This window comes from Ruminococcus sp. RTP21198st1_G1_RTP21198_201120 (assembly GCF_040924265.1).
Classification (GTDB): domain Bacteria; phylum Bacillota; class Clostridia; order Oscillospirales; family Ruminococcaceae; genus Hominimerdicola; species Hominimerdicola aceti.
Map to the genome: position 1 here is coordinate 43,947 of NZ_JBCOMH010000020.1, position 18,440 is coordinate 62,386.

At 40.0% G+C, this 18,440-nt stretch carries 10 protein-coding genes and 5 pseudogenes; 3 read left to right on the top strand and 12 right to left on the bottom strand.

What is annotated here, in order from left to right; translation table 11 throughout:
* Nucleotides 1-533: 533 nt before the first annotated feature.
* On the top strand, nucleotides 534-803 hold the full coding sequence (locus AB5627_RS12440) for a helix-turn-helix domain-containing protein (protein WP_117897900.1): 270 nt from the start codon (nucleotides 534-536) through the stop codon (nucleotides 801-803).
* Between the two features lie 46 nt (nucleotides 804-849).
* A pseudogene (locus tag AB5627_RS12445) lies at nucleotides 850-1,485 on the top strand (IS3 family transposase); the annotation flags it as partial.
* A 167-nt stretch (nucleotides 1,486-1,652) separates the two neighbouring features.
* Here the strand turns inward: AB5627_RS12445 and AB5627_RS12450 are convergent.
* Nucleotides 1,653-2,726: pseudogene (locus AB5627_RS12450) on the bottom strand (IS256 family transposase).
* A gap of 75 nt (nucleotides 2,727-2,801) precedes the next feature.
* Here AB5627_RS12450 and AB5627_RS12455 point away from each other — a divergent pair.
* A pseudogene (locus AB5627_RS12455) lies at nucleotides 2,802-2,984 on the top strand (IS3 family transposase); the annotation flags it as partial.
* Nucleotides 2,985-3,176: 192 nt separating this feature from the next.
* On the opposite strand, the pseudogene AB5627_RS12460 reads toward AB5627_RS12455, so the two are convergent.
* From AB5627_RS12460 to AB5627_RS12510, 11 genes and pseudogenes are all read right to left on the bottom strand, one after another.
* Nucleotides 3,177-3,539, bottom strand: a pseudogene (locus AB5627_RS12460) (HlyD family secretion protein); the annotation flags it as partial.
* Between the two features lie 18 nt (nucleotides 3,540-3,557).
* Nucleotides 3,558-4,418, bottom strand: a complete 861-nt coding sequence (locus AB5627_RS12465; RefSeq protein ID WP_368369872.1) for a biotin/lipoyl-binding protein — start codon at nucleotides 4,416-4,418, stop codon at nucleotides 3,558-3,560.
* Nucleotides 4,411-6,540 carry a type I secretion system permease/ATPase gene (locus AB5627_RS12470; RefSeq protein ID WP_117897893.1) on the bottom strand — a complete coding sequence of 710 codons (2,130 nt, stop codon included), beginning with the start codon at nucleotides 6,538-6,540 and terminating at the stop codon, nucleotides 4,411-4,413. The genes AB5627_RS12465 and AB5627_RS12470 overlap by 8 nt, the downstream gene beginning before the upstream one ends.
* Nucleotides 6,541-6,610: 70 nt before the next feature.
* On the bottom strand, nucleotides 6,611-9,550 hold the full coding sequence (locus AB5627_RS12475; RefSeq protein WP_337400469.1) for a calcium-binding protein: 2,940 nt from the start codon (nucleotides 9,548-9,550) through the stop codon (nucleotides 6,611-6,613).
* Nucleotides 9,551-9,556: 6 nt separating this feature from the next.
* Entirely contained in the window at nucleotides 9,557-12,061 is a 2,505-nt protein-coding gene (locus AB5627_RS12480) for a calcium-binding protein (protein ID WP_337400468.1), read from the bottom strand.
* 183 nt (nucleotides 12,062-12,244) lie between these two features.
* Nucleotides 12,245-12,700: a hypothetical protein gene (locus AB5627_RS12485; protein WP_022286485.1), complete on the bottom strand. Its 456-nt coding sequence runs from the start codon at nucleotides 12,698-12,700 to the stop codon at nucleotides 12,245-12,247.
* A 175-nt stretch (nucleotides 12,701-12,875) separates the two neighbouring features.
* Nucleotides 12,876-13,202: a hypothetical protein gene (locus tag AB5627_RS12490; protein WP_117905804.1), complete on the bottom strand. Its 327-nt coding sequence runs from the start codon at nucleotides 13,200-13,202 to the stop codon at nucleotides 12,876-12,878.
* A 293-nt stretch (nucleotides 13,203-13,495) separates the two neighbouring features.
* A pseudogene (locus tag AB5627_RS12495) lies at nucleotides 13,496-14,718 on the bottom strand (IS256 family transposase).
* A gap of 266 nt (nucleotides 14,719-14,984) precedes the next feature.
* Nucleotides 14,985-15,203, bottom strand: a complete 219-nt coding sequence (locus AB5627_RS12500) for a hypothetical protein (protein ID WP_302837871.1) — start codon at nucleotides 15,201-15,203, stop codon at nucleotides 14,985-14,987.
* Between the two features lie 372 nt (nucleotides 15,204-15,575).
* The gene (locus AB5627_RS12505) at nucleotides 15,576-15,980 is read right to left on the bottom strand and encodes a hypothetical protein (protein ID WP_022287682.1); all 405 of its coding nucleotides are present in this window, start codon (nucleotides 15,978-15,980) and stop codon (nucleotides 15,576-15,578) included.
* The coding region (locus AB5627_RS12510) for a polymorphic toxin type 44 domain-containing protein (protein ID WP_368369873.1) at nucleotides 15,964-18,440 on the bottom strand (2,477 nt) is incomplete at its 5' end. The genes AB5627_RS12505 and AB5627_RS12510, both read right to left, overlap by 17 nt.

An 18,440-nucleotide genomic window follows, 5' to 3' on the forward strand; every position in this document is an offset into this window, starting at 1 on the left:
CTCAAAATTATCCCATAAATATCGTCAATCATTACTCTTTTTCTGCTGACAAACACTATTATATCAGCGTAGAGATTATCTTTTTCATTATTACTTTACATATTTTATCGTTCCATTTGTGTTTGTCAAGCAGAAAGTGCATAAAAGGGGCTCGAAAAAGTGCATAGCCCAATCAGCACAAGATTAATGAGTGGAGGCTCGGTTTGCGCATAGAATGAGCACCCCTGTTGTGTATTTTTGAAGCCCTTTTGCGAGCTCCTGTTCTGCATTTTTGGAGCCCATTTTCTGCATTTCTATTTTACCATAAACAGCAGAGTAAAACAACTAATAAATTTGCAGACAAAAAAGCGGAACGCTTTTATGAAATGCTCCCCTTTTGTTAGACAATGTGGTATAATAGAAGTATACCAATAAAAAGTCTGACGAAAGGGGGCATTTTTATGCCAAAAGGAAAGCCAAACAAGAGATACACACCGGAATTTAAAATAATGGTTGTAGAAACTATGCGTAAGGAAAAACTGAGTTAAAGAGAAGTGGCAAGACAGTTTGATGTGCCACATAGCAGAGTAACCTCTTGGGAAAGAATCTACCTTGAAGAAGGAAAAGAAGGATTCTATGTTGAACGACGTGGCAGAGCCTGTGCAGCCGGTGGAACACAGAAAGGCAGAAAGCCAAAACTTGACAAAAAGGTAGAAGAGGATTTAATTGCCGAAGTGCAGCGACTTCGTGCAGAAAATGCATACTTAAAAAAATTGAATACCTTGGTTGCCGAGAGGGTACGGCAAGAGAAAAAGCACAAGTGATATGGGAACTGAGGCATGAACACAAGGTAGGTCTGCTCATAGATATGCCGAAATACCTCGCAGCACCTACTACTATTACAGCAAACAATTTGATAATCCAAAACCGGACAAATACGCAGAAATAAAGTCTGAAATTCGCAGAATTTATGATGAAAGCAAAGGTCGTTACGGTTATCGCAGAATAACAAATGAATTGAGAAAAAAATATGTTGTCAACCACAAGACAGTACAGCGTTTGATGCGTAAAATGGGAATATTCTGCCGTGTCAGAATGAAGAAGTACAACTCATTCAGAGGTGAAGTCGGAAGAATTGCTCCTAATCTTCTTGAACGTGATTTCAAAGCAGACAAGCCTAATCAGAAGTGGGTTACCGATGTAACCGAGTTTGCTTTGTTCGGCACTAAGCTGTATCTTTCACCTATTTTGGATTTGTTTAATGGTGAGATTGTGTCCTACAATCTGAGCTATCATCCGAATTTGAATCAGGTTACAGATATGCTTGAAAAGGCATTTGCAAAAATACCTGACAATACAAATCTGATACTTCATTCAGACCAAGGTTGGCAATATCAGCACAGGCATTATCAGAAAATGCTTAAAGATAAAAGGATAAGGCAGAGTATGTCACGCAAAGGAAATTGTCTTGACAATTGCTTGGGCTCTGCGAAAAAATCTCTGTAAATTAATCAACTGTGATAAAAACGTTAGTTGGTAGTGGCATAAAATTTGCCACTCTAATTTTTTACAGTATACAATGCATACTGCAATTTGTCAAGGTTCTTTTTGAACATCAGCCTGATTCCATTGCGCTGCGCTCCATTCCATCAGGCTGATGTTCAGTGGCTCGCTCAGCCGAGCCTGTCGGGATACATGATTTCAAGCTCTCCCAGAACTCTACCCCAGTTTCTCAGCGGCATAGTCCATTTTTTCGCTATTTCATGAGTTGCAAGATACAGTGCCTTTAAAAGCACCGTATCGCTCGGAAATACGCTTCTCTGTTTATTTAGACGGCAGTATCCGCTGTTAAGGCTCTCAATCGCATTGGTGGTGTAAATGACCTTTCTGACCTCCGCTGAAAACTTAAAAATCGGCGATATGACGTCCCAATTCTTGTACCAGCTTTTCATAGCATTGGGATAATCGCTGAAGCTCAGCCTGCGGAAATGCCGTTGATACGGCTTCTTTCATGCCTGTAAGTCCGTCTGCACAGATGACAAGAATGTCCTTTACACCGCGGTTTTTCAGCTCGTTAAGAACGCCAAGCCAGTATTTTGCACTCTCGTTTTCACCGATATGTATGGACAGCACTTCTTTGTGACCTGTCAAGCTTACTGCAAGGATTACATATGCTGCAAGCTTTTTTATCTGTCTGTTTTCTTGTACAGAAAAATGTACAGCATCAATAAATACAATGGGATAAACCTCGTCAAGAGGACGTTTCTGCCACTCTTCTATCTGCGGAAGGAGACGGTCTGTGATATAGGATACCATACCATCGCTGACTTCAAATCCGTAAATATCTTCGATAGTTTCGCTTATTTGGCGAGTGTCATGCCCTTTGCGTACAGTGAAATGATCTTCTGCTCTATTCCCGAAATATCCTTCTGACGCTTCTTTACGACTTTGGGTTCAAATGTTCCATCACGATCCTGTGGCACTTCAATTTCTGTTTCTCCGAAGTTCCCGCGTATTTTCTTGGTTTTCTTTCCATTTCGGTAGTCCGGATTGTCAGAACGCTCATAAGCGCCATATCCGAGATGCTCATCCATTTCAGATTCAAGCATTTCCTGTATTGTGCCGCCAAGAAGATCTTTCAGAGCATCTTCTATATCCTTTGCTGTCCTGATATCATACTCCTCGAGCAGCATTCCGATGATGTTCTTTTTTCCTTCGCTCATTGGTTCTCTTTTTCTTCTTCCCATAAAAAATCAGCCTCCTGTGTTATTTCTATTTTACTACAGTTGACTGACTTTTTACAGACTTTTTTTCAGAGGGTCAATGCTTGTGCCGAAAACTTCTTCAGCTTGTTAAAGACAGAATTACTTTATCTGCAAGAATTTACGAGCATTGAGCATTTCATCAAAGAACTTCACGAGTATATCGAATGGTACAACACAAAACGCATCAAGCTTAAGCTTGATGGTATGTCACCGGTGGAGTTCAGGCTCAAAGCCGCATAACAAAAGCGACCAAGATTTCTCTTAGTCGCTTTGCATAAATATACTTTTTAAACTTTGTCTAACTTTTTGGGGTCATTCCATTACACGTTCCGTTTTAAATTACTATACTTTTCTCTTTGTATTTATATATATGCCTTTTCCTTATTAACTTTCCCGTTTCACTGTGATAGGGGGGAGGTGTCAATTTCAAAACTATTTCTCCCTCAGAGCTTCCCCGAAGCCTTTTTTAATAGGCTCTAAGAAGTAATCCATAACCGTTCTCTTATCCGTCTTTATTTCCACGCTTCCGGATAATCCTGAAATCACATCTATCTCATCATTTTTATCTGTAATTTCAAGCTTCACAAGATAAACGCTACCCGTCTGCTCGCTGACAAACGCGTTGGGACTGATATATTTCACCTTTCCCTTTACCGTTCCGTACTTGTTATACGGGTACGCCTCCAGCTTGATTTCCGCTTCCATTCCGATTTCTATGTCGGCAATATCCATATTCTTTACATAGCACACCATTTCAACAGGCATATTATCAGGTACTATCGTTACAAGCTCCTGTGCGTTCGTTACCGCCGCTCAGACGGTGTTCACATTTACGTTGTTTATATATCCACTTACAGGCGCCGTTATATACTGATAATCCTTAGACAAGGCGTATTTTTCAAGGCTGGTTTCTATTTCGTCAAGTTGACCGCTTATCTCCGAAAGCTTTGAATTGATCTGTGCGCTGTACTGGATTTTTGTATCCTTGATTTTCGTTTCCGACTGTTTTAGCGCAAGCTCGTTCTGCTTTACTATAAGCTCCTGCATTTCAACCTGACGGCGTGTTCCGCTTTCTTCGTATTCCTCAAGCTGCAGCTGTGAAATCTGATGATTTAAATCGGCGTTTTCCTTATCCTTCTTAAGACTGTCAAGAGTGTTATTATAGCTTGCGTCTGCATCCATAATTGACTGAATATACGGTTTAAGCTCAGCTTCGTAATCTTCAATTTTAACCTTTGAAATATCGTCGCCGTTTTTAATCTTTGTATATATTTTCCGCTGTGCTTCAAGAATTTCTTTCTGACTGTTAAGCTGGTTTGTATCAATATCAAGGGATTCCGTATCAAGCTCTATCAGAACGTCTCCCTTTTTCACATATTCTCCTTCGGCAGCGTTTATTGACTTTACTGTTCCGCCTGAATAGGCCTGCACCACGTTTACATTTCCTGATGGCTGAACGCTTCCGCCGGCAGTAACTACCACGTCTATTTTCGAAAGGCAAGCCCAAATGACTGCCGCGATCAGAAGCGTAAAAACTCCGAGAATTATTACCGTTCCCGCTTTATGGGCAGGGCGTTCAATAATTTCAAGCAAGGACGGCATAAAATCATACTTCAGCTCCTTATCCTTGCTTTTGCTGTGCTTCAATACGTATTCCGTCAGCTTATTATTCATCAATATCGCCCCTTTTCTGCTGGTTATACAAATAATGATACAGCCCTTCACGTTTCATCAGATTCTCATGAGTATCGTATTCCACAAGATTGCCCTTATCAATCACCATGATTTTCTGCGCGTCCTTTAACGTTGAAAGCCTGTGAGCAATAATAAGCACTGTTCTTCCTTTGCATATTTCCTTGAGATTATTCTGGATAATGCTTTCAGATTCATAGTCAAGAGCAGACGTAGCCTCGTCAAATATAAGTATTCTGGGATTGTTAAGTATTGCTCTCGCAATAGCGACTCTTTGCTTCTGACCTCCGGAAAGTCCCATGCCCTTTTCGCCGATAATCGTTTCATAGCCGTTAGGAAGTTCAAGGATAAAATCATGCGCGCCCGCTATTTTTGCAGAATGAATGATTTGCTCCATACTTGCTGTTGAGCAGTGAATTGAAATATTTTCCGCTACGGTCCCGTTGAACATAAAGTTTTCCTGCAATACTACTCCGATCTGCTTTCTGAGCATTGCGGGATTCACAAGTGAAATATCCATTCCGTCTATGGATATTTTACCGCCCTCCGGCAAATAAAGTCTTTGAATCAGCTTTGAAATGGTGCTCTTTCCCGAACCGCTTCTGCCTACGACTCCTACAATAGTGTCAGGCTCTATTTCAAAGCTCATTCCCTTGATAACCTCTCCGCCCTGCGGATTGTATCTGAAATGCACCTGATCGAATATAATTTTACCCTGAACGCCGGGCATAGCAGTCTGATTTGCGTTTAGAATCGGTTCAGGGGCTGTATTAAAAATATCGCCGATTCTTTTTACTGAAAGCGACGCCTGCTGATATTCCTGCCAAAGCTGTACCAGTCTTAAAACAGGACCGCTTACTCTGCCGGAAAGCATTCGAAACGCCACAAGCTGCCCCACTGTAAAATTACCGTCCATTACCGCTTTTGCGCCGAAAAACAGAATCAACAGGTCGAATACCTTCTGAATAAACTGTCCGGTCGTTCCGGCGGTTGCGGAAACCATAGAGGTTTTGTAGCTTGCCTTTACGTAATCGGATTGCAAATCGCCCCATTTTTTCTCGAACTTTGGCTCTAAGGCATAGGATTTTACGGTCTGCACTCCCGTTATGGATTCAACCAAAAAAGACTGAGTGTTCGCTCCCGTTTCAAACTTTTCGTCCAGTCTTTTTTTGAAAAGGGGAGTAACGATGGCCGAAAGTACTGCGTAAACGGGTATAGAACAGAGGACGATAACTGTCAGCATTTTGCTGTAGAAAAACAATACTACTATGTATACGATTATGAAAATAAAATCTATCATTGAGGAAAGCGGAGTGCCTGTCAGAAAATTTCTGATACTGTCAAGCTCTCTTACTCTCGCCACCGTTTCGCCGACTCGTCTTGATTCAAAGTATTTCAAGGGAAGTGCGAACAAATGCCGAAACAGCTTGAAGCTGAGCATAACATCTATTCTGTTTGTCGTATGGGTAAACACATAGTTTTTGGCAAGGGACAGAATCAGCTCGTATATATATACAATTGCGATACCGATTGCAAGCACGTTAAGCGTCGACATACTTCTATGGACTAAAACCTTATCCACAACGACCTGAGTCATAACGGGAGTAAGGATTCCTAAAATCTGTATTGTAAATACGGCTATCAGTACCTGTATAAATTCCTTTTTGAATTTCAGTATCGTGGGTATAAACCACTTGAAGCTGAATACCGCTTCTCTGTCCATTATTCCTTTTTTTGTAACAAGGATCGCTGTGCCATCCCAGATTTCAGATAATTCCTCGCGGGATTTTATCTCCGGCTGGGTTTTGTCCGTAAACAAGACCATGAATTTATTGCCTTGAGATTTTGCGACAATAAAGAATACGTCGTTTTTATCCTTTGCAATAATCGGCGCCTTTACGTCCTTCAGCTTTTTTAAATTCAGCTTACAAAGCTTTGCCCGCATTTTCAATTTCTTTGCGGATTCTATTATTTCTATTTCTCCGGTTTTCTGCTCGGGATCAAGAACTGATAGCGTTTCAGCCTGCTCTTTTGTGATAGGTATACCGTGAAACTTCATAACTATCATAAAGCAGCTAAGTCCGCTGTCTTGTTTTTTCTCCATGCTTCGACTTCCTTTTTACATAAATTATGCGGCAGCTTTTTTACTGCCGCACTTTTAATCAGAATTTATATTACTCTGCCTGCGTACCGACAAGCAGTTGATTCAAAGCTGACGTATCCTGCATCGGATCACTAATGCTCATACTGTCAGAAACGTTGTTCTCCGTACCGAAAGCGGACATATTTTCGGTCAGTATCATTACCTGTATATCCGTCTGATCTGCGGTTTCCTCTGTTTCCTTTGCCGCAGAAACAGTGCTTGAAGAATCAATCAGAACGGTGTCGTTTATTTCTGTGAGCAAATCTGAAGACATACTTTCGTCTGAATAGATATCCGAGAGAAGCTCGGCGTTTGACTGTATGACATCTTTCTCAGATATTTCATTGCTTGCAGGCTGACTAAGCTCAAGCTCCCAGGTATCCTTATTTACTGTTCCTACTGCTCCGCCTGCAAATTCAAAGATAAAGCTTTCGGAATTAAAGTTCCTTATAGTCAGCTTATCCTCGCTGCCGTTTATTGATACAGTCAGTTCGGATTGGTTTGTTTTAGTAAATGTGACCTCGTTAAGATCAATACCGCTTAATACGATCTTGTTATTTCCGTCATAATCCTCAATTATATCCGTACCGTAATTTCTGCCGAATACATATGTATCGTTTCCGTTGCCGCCGTTCAGATAATCATTGTCCTCTCCGCCGTCAAGGATATCATCTCCGTCATTTCCGTACAGATAATCGGTTCCTGTTCCGCCGTAAAGCGCGTCGTTTCCGGCGCCGCCGTTAAGCGTATCGTTTCCTCCGTCGCCGTGAATAACAATGCCGTTATCGCTCCATGCTGACATCCAGTCATCGTATTCAGTCGCATGGACCTGTTTCAGAGGATTTCCCTCGCTGTCATATGCATATCTTGTTCCGTCTGCAAAGTTTACATTGAAGTTTCTGTTTTCCTCAGACGTAAAGTAATTCTGAATGATCAGCTTGTCCTCAATTCCATCAAATGTGATAGTAAGATCGTTCCAGTTCGTTCTGTAAACGGACATAGTATCTGCTGAGAGACCGCTGCCGAATGAGATCGTATTGATACCCTCGCTGTCGTTAATTGTATCTGTGCCGTATCCTATGTTGAAGATATATGTATCGTTTCCTGCTCCGCCGTAGAGATAGTCACTGCCTTCTCCGCCGTCAAGGGTATCATTACCGCCGTTGCCATAAAACTGATCGTCTCCGATACCTCCGTACAGCTTATCTGCGCCGTTTCCTCCATTAAGGCTGTCGTTTCCGTTCTCACCGATAAGAGTTTCCCCCCTGTCGTCCATAGTTACAATGTAATCACTATTTTCAGTTCCGTAAACAGTTCTTAATGGACTGTTGGAAGCGGTTGCGTGAACCTTAGAACCTCCGTTGAATGTGAGGTAGAAGTTTCTGTTTGCTTCGGAAGTAAAGAATCCCTCGATCACAAGCTTGTCATCAGAATCCTCAAATGTAATGGTAATATCATTCCAGTTTGTACGGTAAGCCTTGATCTGATTTGACGAATATCCGTAGATCTCAATAGTATTTGTGCCTTCACCGTCGCCGATAGTATCTGTTCCATAGCCTTTCTTGAAGATATATGTATCGTTTCCTGCTCCGTCATAGAGATAGTCATTTCCCTCTCCGCCGTCAAGAACATCGTTTCCTGCATTTCCTGTAAGTCTGTCGTCGCCCTTATCTCCGTAGAGATAGTCGTTTCCGTCGCTGCCTACAAGCTGATCATTGCCGTCCTGACCGATCTTGGTTATTCCGTCCTCATAAATAGAGATCATGTACTCGCTGCCGTCAGTACCGTAAATAGTTCTGAGAGGACTGTTCTGAGCTGTTGCTTCTACGACTGTTCCGTCGGCAAATACAAGCGTAAAGTTTCTTGCTTCCTTGCTGATGCAGTAATTCTTTATTGTAAGGGTATCTTCAAATCCGTCAAAGGTAATAAGAATATCATTCCAGTTGGAACGGTATGCCTTTACACCTTCTGCGGTGAATCCGTCACCGAACATAATGGTATTTGCACCCTCGCTGTCCATAATAGAATCAGCGCCGTATCCCGGCTTGAAGATATAGGTGTCGTTTCCGCTGCCTCCGTCAATAAAGTCATTGCCTGAGCCTGTGTCGATAATATCGTCGCCGTCACCGCCGTTGATGTAATCATCTTCGTTTCCGCCTGAGATACAGTCATTTCCTGATTCTCCGAACAGAGAGTCATTTCCGCTGCCGCCGAAGATCACGTCATTGCCGTCATTTGCTGTAATTCTGTCAGTTCCGGAATCTCCGAAGATATAGTCAGATTCTGTTCCTCCGATAATAAAGTCATCTCCGTTACCGCCTGCGGCGATATTGGCTTTGTCGCTTTCAAGAGGTAAATAATCTGAATTCTCTGTACCTGTAACATAGTTATCGATGCCTGTGATATTATCCTGTACGGGCAGGATTTCTTCGCCTATCTGCAGAACGTAGTTTTCGGGAGCGTCTGCAAAATCGGTAATGATAAGCTTGTCCTCTGTATCCTTAATACTGATAATCACATCATTACCAACGGCATTGATCTCGATATCCGACAAAGTCAGATCGTCGGCAAGCTTAACAGTTGACGTTCCTTCGCTGTCATCAATGACATCTGTACCGTAATCTCTGCTGAATACATATGTATCGTTTCCTGCTCCGCCATAAAGTATATCGTTTCCTGCTCCTCCGTCGAGAATGTCATCACCGTTATCACCGTAAATAATATCGTCGCCTTCCTCACCGAAAATAGCGTCGTTATCATCTCCGCCGTAAACAAAGTCGTTTCCGTTTCCTGCGTAAACGGTGTCATTGCCCTCGTTGCCGTAGATAACGTCATTTTCCTTACTTCCGTAAACGGTATCGTCACCGCCGAAAGCGTGCAAGATCGAATCATCTACAACTGCTTTAAGAACATCGTCGCCGTTTCCGCCGTAGATATGTCTGAACGGACTATCCTTATCTGTAACGTGCATTTTAACTCAGTCTATTTCAAGGTCGTAATTGCGGTATTCCTCACTCTTGCGGAAATCCTTGATAACAAGAGTATCGTTCGTACCCTTTATTGTAATAGTTGCGTCGTATTCATCTGTGCCGTTTACAAGGATATCGCTTGGTTTAATTCCCTTAAATCTGAGAGTATTCAGACCATCGGAGTCTATTATTGTATCGTTTCCGTAGCCCTTTGCGAAAATGTATGTATCATCGCCGTAGCCGCCTTTGAGAGTGTCATTGCCTGTCCCTCCGTCGAGAGTGTCGTTGCCTGAATCGCCGTAGAGCATGTCGTTTCCAACTCCTCCGGATATTTGGTCATTGCCGTTGTTTCCATGAATAATATCAATTCCACTCGCACCATTTAATATATCATTTCCATCCAATCCGAAAATGAAATCATTATTTCCAGTTCCTCTATATGTGTCATTGTCATTGGTTGCAAGATATGTAGTTCCTGATTTAGACAGTTCCAAAATATCAGCATATTGTGGTGAAACTGCTTTATAGTATGTACTAAACTCACTGAAAGCATTAGTATCATAAGCTTCATCGAACAGAGAAAGATATGAACCGATACTATAAAGGTTTCCCTCAACGTTTTCACCAGTAGCAATTTCCATTTCTAAAATGGCATTAAGAAAAGTGAAATCTACGATTTTATTTCCCTGTTCATCCTCTGAAACAAAAATCATGTTAATATAGAAACTGTCCTGTGATTCTACATTAAGATCGCTGAAAAAGATATTTTCAAGTGATATATACAACTTTTTCAAAATGTTTGCTGCATTTGAATTTGGATTTGTTCCACCAACGCCAACAAACTCACGTCCCATAAAGGTTTCAATCACATGCAGGTCACGAGCATCAATATTTCCGCCGCGCGAATTCGGACTAATATCTGTTGAATCAGTAATAAAGTATAAAATCTGTTTTGAGAGAAATCGCTTTTCAACAAAATCTTCTGATAAACAATATTTTTTATACAGTACCGCAAGTGTTCCTGTCTTATCTGCTTCAATAGCTAAAGTAATATCCGGAACATTTCCTTTGGTTTCTACAATTTCACCATCTCCGCCCGTCTGTGTTGTATCTGAAGTGTTTACTGGGAACCAAAACTCGCTAATCTTTCGCTCAGTTCCATCTGCGAAAGTAACCATAGCAAATTCAGCTTCCATAGTTCCAGTTGCAGTATCAACATTCTCCTCCTTGGTAACATCAAGGCTTATATTTACTACTCCTAATTCGTTTAGTGTTTTCAATTCTCCTGAATCAGATATACCATTATGATTTGCATCAATCCAAACTCGCAAATCATTCCATACTGTATCATTATGGTCAATTACACCATCGCCATCTTCATCAAAGTCCGCCAATGCTTCAAAACCCGAAACAGAAATTGCGCCATTAGAAAGTTCGACTTGATCACCGAAAAGCTCACCGCCATCGTCAATTTTACTATTACCATTGCGATCAAGACAAAGGAAACCATCCTCAAGACCTATCCATGCTGTCTTTTCAGCAAAACCATTCTTATCTAGGTCGAAGTTAACACCGTTTTCAAGTGTCGTAAGTTCAATCCCTAATGCTCCAAGATCTATCGCAAGAGGATCACGAGGAGGTTGAGCGTTACCTGCATTTGTATATTCGTCATTGAGAGGGTCTAGTAGCCAATCCCATATACTCTCACCCAAAAATCCACCAAGAATACCACCAGCAAGACCAGCTGCAGCAATTGCAGCCCAGCCAATTGGTCCAGATACAAGTCCAGCTGCAACAAGAGTGCCCATACCAATGCCCGCTAGAGCACCTGCACCTGCACCACCTGCCATTCCACCTAATGTACTCATCCCCCATGAACCAAGTGTATCAGTTGCTCCTTCAATATCTCCATTTTTATACTGTTGATATGCTGTACTAGCTGTTGTGACAACATCAGCAACATCTCCAACCGTTCCTAAAACACCAAGTACAGCACCAACACGCACACCAAGATGTGTGCCATTACTACGTCCCGGTAGAGTTGAAACATCATCAATAGCGTCTATTACATTTGTTTTACCAGTAGTAATATTCTTTAATAGCGCATTCTCATCTATATTTGTTCTCGGAATATCATCTACTGCATCAGTAACAGTTTTAAGTGCGTTTGAATCTCCTCCTAACGAATTATATAGATTATTTAATTGTTCGGTCGGGACTCCATTTACTGCAGTAGTAGTTCCAACTCTATCAATATTGGAAGTAGGACAATCAGAAAGTATAGCTTCAGCTATACCACCACTTGTTTCTCCACCAGGAATCCAATTACTATTTGCACCAGATTCTGAACCTGTTGGAAGCTTAAGATTTCCACTTTCATAGAAATCATTTACAATGGATTTATCTATGTCAATTCTAACTAATTCTTGACCTGCCCATTTATCGGTCTCTATACCTAGTCCTTCTTCTATAATGCCAATATCACCATTAGCTACAATAAGCAATTGATCCATTTGATTGCTTGGTGCAATAAAGCGTTGCCCTCCCGCACCAAGTAATCAAATGGATCACTATAATACAAATCATAATCTCTCTTTGTAACTAAAAAAGAAGCTCCATATTCTAAAAAATCATTATTCACTTCACTCATAATACACTCACCCCATAATCTTTTTTTAAGACATTATCTATACGAATTATGTAATCCCATAATCCATTTTTTTGTTAATCCCCATCCACTCTTTACAATTACGTAGAGATGATTCATTGTTTATCAAGGTACTTTTTAATGTCTTTAAAAGGGTATCATCAATCATTTTAAACAGTGCTGGATATTTAGAATGTTCATTGAAAATTTGATTCCAACAAGCCATATATGCACACCAAACTTGAATAGGTGTACTATTTAGTGTCATAATTGCTTTACGGAATTTCTTGATAATTACTTCATCATTTGTAGTCAAATATAACTCATATATTCCTTTTTCTACAATGCGTCCGAAATCTGTAGGAATATTAATAGGTATATCCCTGTTTCCCATAACTGAATATCCTTTTTCTCCGCAAAGAAATTCAGCAACCTCATCATTCTCAAATGCTTTTCTTGTAAGTTCAAGCAATTCTTCGTTTGTAATCTGTTTTTGCAATTTCATGACATTTCCTTTCTCATCAAGCGACGAATAAAAATTATTTTTTTATATTTCACAAAAACCATCTACGGTATATGTTTCTTCGTCAGATAGTTTTATCATTGTTTCTTCTACTTTTGTCATATCATTGTCTAGTTTTAATATAATCTCAAAACTTGTATCAATATTAATCGACGTTTTATTTTCCTCCAAAATTAAGATCTATAATATTTAGATGCCCATAATTAAAAGAAAGAGTCAGCCACTTTTTATCAATTAAATATAAATATGAGCTAAAGTGACTTGAATCTTCATGATTGTCTGTCGGTTCACCAAACATTTGATTTATTTCTGCTTCTGTACTCTCAAAGGTTATTCCGCCTATTGAAATATTATCAATCGTATCCTGCCTTTTAAAAGCACTCGCAGTAAAGCTTATACAAATAATATCATTATCACTATAATCATTATCGTCTGCTGCACAATGCATTGTGACCGTATCCAGCAATTTACCGTCATATAACAATCCTCAGCTTCTAAGTTCGGTTTTCTCCTCATATATCATGCTTTCATCCCAAAAAGAAAAACCCTCACCCAAATCATCCAGCGAGCATGGAAATGAAAAAGTTTTATCGGCCCTGTGAAAAAATCTCTGTGAATTCAACAACAGTGATAAAAAACGATATTGTGGAGCGGCTTGAAAAACAGCCGCTCATTTTTTTACAGTATACAATAAATACCGTAATTTGTCAAGGTTCTTCAACAGTCAGTCTGCTGGAATGGAGCGTAGCGGAATGGAAGCAGACTGACTGTGCCGGCTCAGCTTAGCCTGTCGAGATACATGATCTCCAGCTCGCCAAGAACTATGCCCCAGTTTCTCAGCGGTATAGTCCATTTTTTTCGCTATTTCATGCGTTGCAAGATACAGTACCTTCAGGAGCGCCGTATCGCTCGGAAATACGCTTCTCTGCTTGTTCAGACGACGATAGCCGCTGTTAAGGCTTTCGATCGCATTGGTGGTGTAAATGACCTTTCTCACATCAGCGGAAAACTTGAAGATCGGTGAGATCACATCCCAGTTTTTGTACCAGCTCTTCATGGCGTTTGGATAATCTTTCTCCCACTTCTCCGTCACACGCTCAAGCCGTTCAAGTGCAGCGTCCTCAGACGGCGCCTGGTAAATTGTTTTCAGATCATTAGCAAATTCTTTCTTGCTTTTTTCGCCAACGTATTTCAGCATATTTCGCACCTGATGAACGATACAACGCTGTAATTCTGTCTGCGGAAATGCCGCTGATACGGCGCTCCTTTCATACCCGAAAGACCATCGGCACATATCACGAGGACGTCCTTTACACCACGATTTTTCAGCTCGTTCAGAACGCCAAGCCAGTACTTTGCACTCTCGTTTTCACCGATATGTATGGACAGCACTTCTTTGTGACCTGTCAAGCTTACTGCAAGTATTACATATGCTGCAAGCTTTTTTCTATCCGTTTTATTGTACAGAAAGATGTACAGCATCAATAAATACAATGGGGTAAACCTCGTCAAGAGGACGTTTCTGCCAGTCTTCTATCTGCGGAAGGAGACGGTCTGTGATATCGGATACCATCGCTGACTTCAAAGCCGTAGATCTCCTCGATCGTTTCGCTTATCTGGCGAGTTGTCATGCCCTTTGCGTACAGCGATATTATCTTCTGTTCGATACCTGAAATATCCTTATGACGCTTTTTTACAACCTTTGGCTCGAATGTTCCGTCTCGATCCTGTGGTACTTCAATTTCTGTTTCACCTAAATTTCCACGTATCTTCTTGGTTTTCCTACCATTATGGTAATTGGAGTTGTCCGAGCGTTCATATGAACTGTACCCTAAGTGTTCATCCAGCTCTGCCTCAAGCATTTCCTGTATAGTGCCGCCCATCAAATCCCTGAGAGCATCCTCTATATCCTTTGCTGTCCTGATATCATACTCCTCGATCAGTTCTGCGATGATATTCTTCTTCCCCTCGCTCATTGGTTCTCTTTTTCTTCTTGCCATAAAAAATCAGCCTCCTGTGTTATTTTTATTATATCACAGTTGACTGACTTTTTACAGACTTTTTTTCAGAGGGTCAATCAATAAAACAATTAGAATGATTGCAGTTTTTTAACTTACCAAAGAATTGATTCATTCATTCGACCTCCTTTGTTCCAAGTAATGACCCTTGTATAAGTTCCAACAGATTTATATTCTCTTGCCATTCCTGCTTCATGTAATTCATACATCTCTCCATCAGTAACAAGACCGCCTCGAAGAGGAGAGCCTTACTCCCAATCATAGAAATCAATTAAATTATATGTTATAGTTGCAATATAACCATTTCTATTTTTTGCACAATGCATGCTCATTGCAGAATCAGCATCACCAATCGAATACCACCAATCAGTTGCAATCTCCGTTTCTCCGACACATCCTGTAGTAGAAAAATTAGTTCCTGGAAAATCTGTGGCCGGATTTGTAATAAACCATTTTATCAAAACCATTTATTTTGGCATTTTGCTGTTGAAATCAGTGTATACCGGATCAGAAGTTTTAATCTTTACAAGAAGATCAACATAATACGCCTCATCAGATAGTCCTTGCATATGAATTGTTATCGCCCTTGCTTTATCTTCTGTCGCATATACAATGTTTCGTGAAGATAAAAACATAGAAACAATCAATGTAAATATAACAGCTACTATGCTATTTTTTTCACTACAATTCCTCCTAGTTATGATATGTATAAAATATTGCTGAACCCAGACACCTACATTAATTAAAATTATTCGCAAAAAATGAGCAGAAAAAATATAATAACTCTGTAAATATTGAGGCTGCTCTATACCACCTAACTTAGATTGAACTATTTAGACTTATTGCTGTCGATTAGTCAGTATATTATATATACCAATTAGAATTGAACAAAGTAATGCTATCCCATTAAGACTATAACTTAGAATCATACCGAAGCCGCTTCCTGCATTAGGTGTTCCATAATCACCGTTGAAAGCCATAAATATATGAATAAAAAAATCAGTATCGTAAAATATATAACCGATTATAACAGAAAAACAAATGGTCAATATAACACCCAAACAATATATTTTTATATTATGGCTGCTTAACTTAACAAAAAAAGCCAACTGTACCGCTGCATAAATAATAAAAAAAATAAATATAGAAATAACAGAAGCTATCCCTGCTCCTAAATATGCAGTTAAATTAAACAAAAGAGCATATATGAAACTCATCAATACATATTTAACATATTTCATCATAATAATCATATCCCCTTTTGATGAAATCTAAGTCATCCTGATTATCAATAGTATTACCAGTACTAGCGGCATATCCGCTTCCTTTATATAAGATATTTAAAGTAAATCCTGTAGCATGACCAGTACAGCCATATAGATAATTTCCTAAGTTTTCAGAATTCATAATAATATCATTATATACAAATTTGAAACCCTGAGAAAAATAATGAATAGTTGATATCGTATTATTCCAACTTTCCCGTACTTTCACATCCCAAATTCCTCCATGATTAACATTGGTATAGAATTGAACATATCCGTTAAATGAAGGATAGTATATAAAGCTTTCCGCTGCATTTGTCATATCTGTTATAATGTTCTTTAATGGTTCCGTATAATCTAAATAGTATACAGTATCAAATTTGCCGTTAATATCACTATAGATTGAAATATCATTGTTGATTTGTTCAATATTTAATATCGGAACCACACTCGGAATATAATCAAAAAATGTTTTACCATAGCCTTCTGCAGTTAAATTACAAAGCATTTTATATTCTGTATGTGCTTCAACAGGTTTGTCACCAACATAGAATCCATGATTAGCAGCAACATTAGCGATGGTCAAATATGTTATATCATCAATTTCTATAAACCACTTACCGTAAAATTCAACTTGTTCGGAAATATTCAATCCATAATTAAGCTGAAAATTTTGAATTGCCGACTGAGTTGCTCCCCCCATTGCACCATACGCCGACCCTCCCATATCCAAAAAGCCTAAATATTCCAAACATCTTTGTAATGTTGTTATTTTCAACTCTGTTTCGCTAGCGTTCTTTAAGGAAAAATTAAAATCAACGACACCACTATAAAATTCAATAAATTCTTCCCAGCTCATTTCGCTATCTTTTCCTGTAGCCGTATATATATCATATACTTCTGAAACATTGTCTTCTAAATGCAGCATATATGCATTATAAATTCTTTCTATTGACAGTTCTTTCATGACTGCGCCATTATTATTGACGGATTTTGGTTTTGGATCAAAATTATCTAATAGATTATCCCCATCCGTATCCTCCACCGTAGGATCACTCAAAAACGGCGCAACCCTCACAACATCAAGATAATCATCTAAACCGTTTAATTCCCTTGTCAGTTCATTCGATATCTTGACGTCACCTTTTAATTTCAGCACAGTTTTCAAAGTGGGCAGCACAGGTTCATTATCCGAATCCCATGCAAGCATACTGTTCCTGCTGTCAAACTCCTGCCAATCCGTCAAACTGTCGGTATCGCTGTTTGTCCATGCTCCTCTTTTTAGAGGTGATACCAGTGTGAGTTTTTTGAAGTTGTTTCCGATAACTATATAGTATGTTTTTGGTTTGTAGCTATCTTTTTCGTATATAAATCCAAAATTATTCAGTCCGAAAAATGCCTCACCATTGCATGTTCCGTCATTATTTAAATCATTCCAGTAGCCGAATGTTCCCGACGTGCACAGCGGATTTGTATTTCTGTACATCATCAGCTTATCTTCTTGTCCGAGATAATTATCCGGCTGTGTCGGAGTCCATTTGGTACATGCGCTGAAATCTTCTCCAGTAAGCCATCTCCAGCCACTTGAGGTGTACTGTCCGCCTATCCAATAAGAATTTTTCGTACCCTTTGAAAGCAGTTTTTCTTCAATGAAACATTGCTCGTCAGAATCGTTTATTGTTACCAGATGTCCGCCGAGCGCCTCGCAGATATCCTCTGCGCTGTCCCAGTCATAGCCGGAAACCGAGCAAATTCCATAGGTATGTCCATTATAGTTTGCTTTTATCATGCTACTTTCAATAAATTCTTCTGTGACTGTTTCGGCTAACGCCATCACCGCAATCTCCGGTTCTTCAACCTCAAATCCCAGACTATCCAGCCACATTTCAATATCCATCAGACAATACGTTCCCAGTTCGCTTGCCTCGCAAATGACGGTATTGTTTTCTAAATCATATGTAGTTTCCACAGAAAGCAGCATATGCAGATCTTCATCAAATCTGAATGCCTGCAAACGCTTTATACCGTCAAGCTCCTCCGTATATGCTGTATACTTATCACTTATATTATTGGTATAATTATCCTTTATCTTATAGTATAGCACACATTCGTCAACTTTGCAAGTGCTTTCGTAAGAGATTTCTACACTTTTTCCGAGAACTGCGTCGTTTTTTATCGCATTCGAGTACGGCGACTGCTTGATCTCTGCGCTGTTTACCGCATAGCCCGAAGATTTGAATTCTACTGTCAACTCGTAAGCGTTATCCTCTGTATTAATATCCTCCAGAGCCTTGCTCTCCGCAGGAATACTTTGCTCAAAAACAAAATCTGCGTCAGGTACTTCAAACGTCTCAGGATCACTCGGATCAAGCCCGATATGCGGCTCATCCCCATCCGGCAAACCGTCCCTGTCCGTATCCGGATTCAACGGGTCGGTGT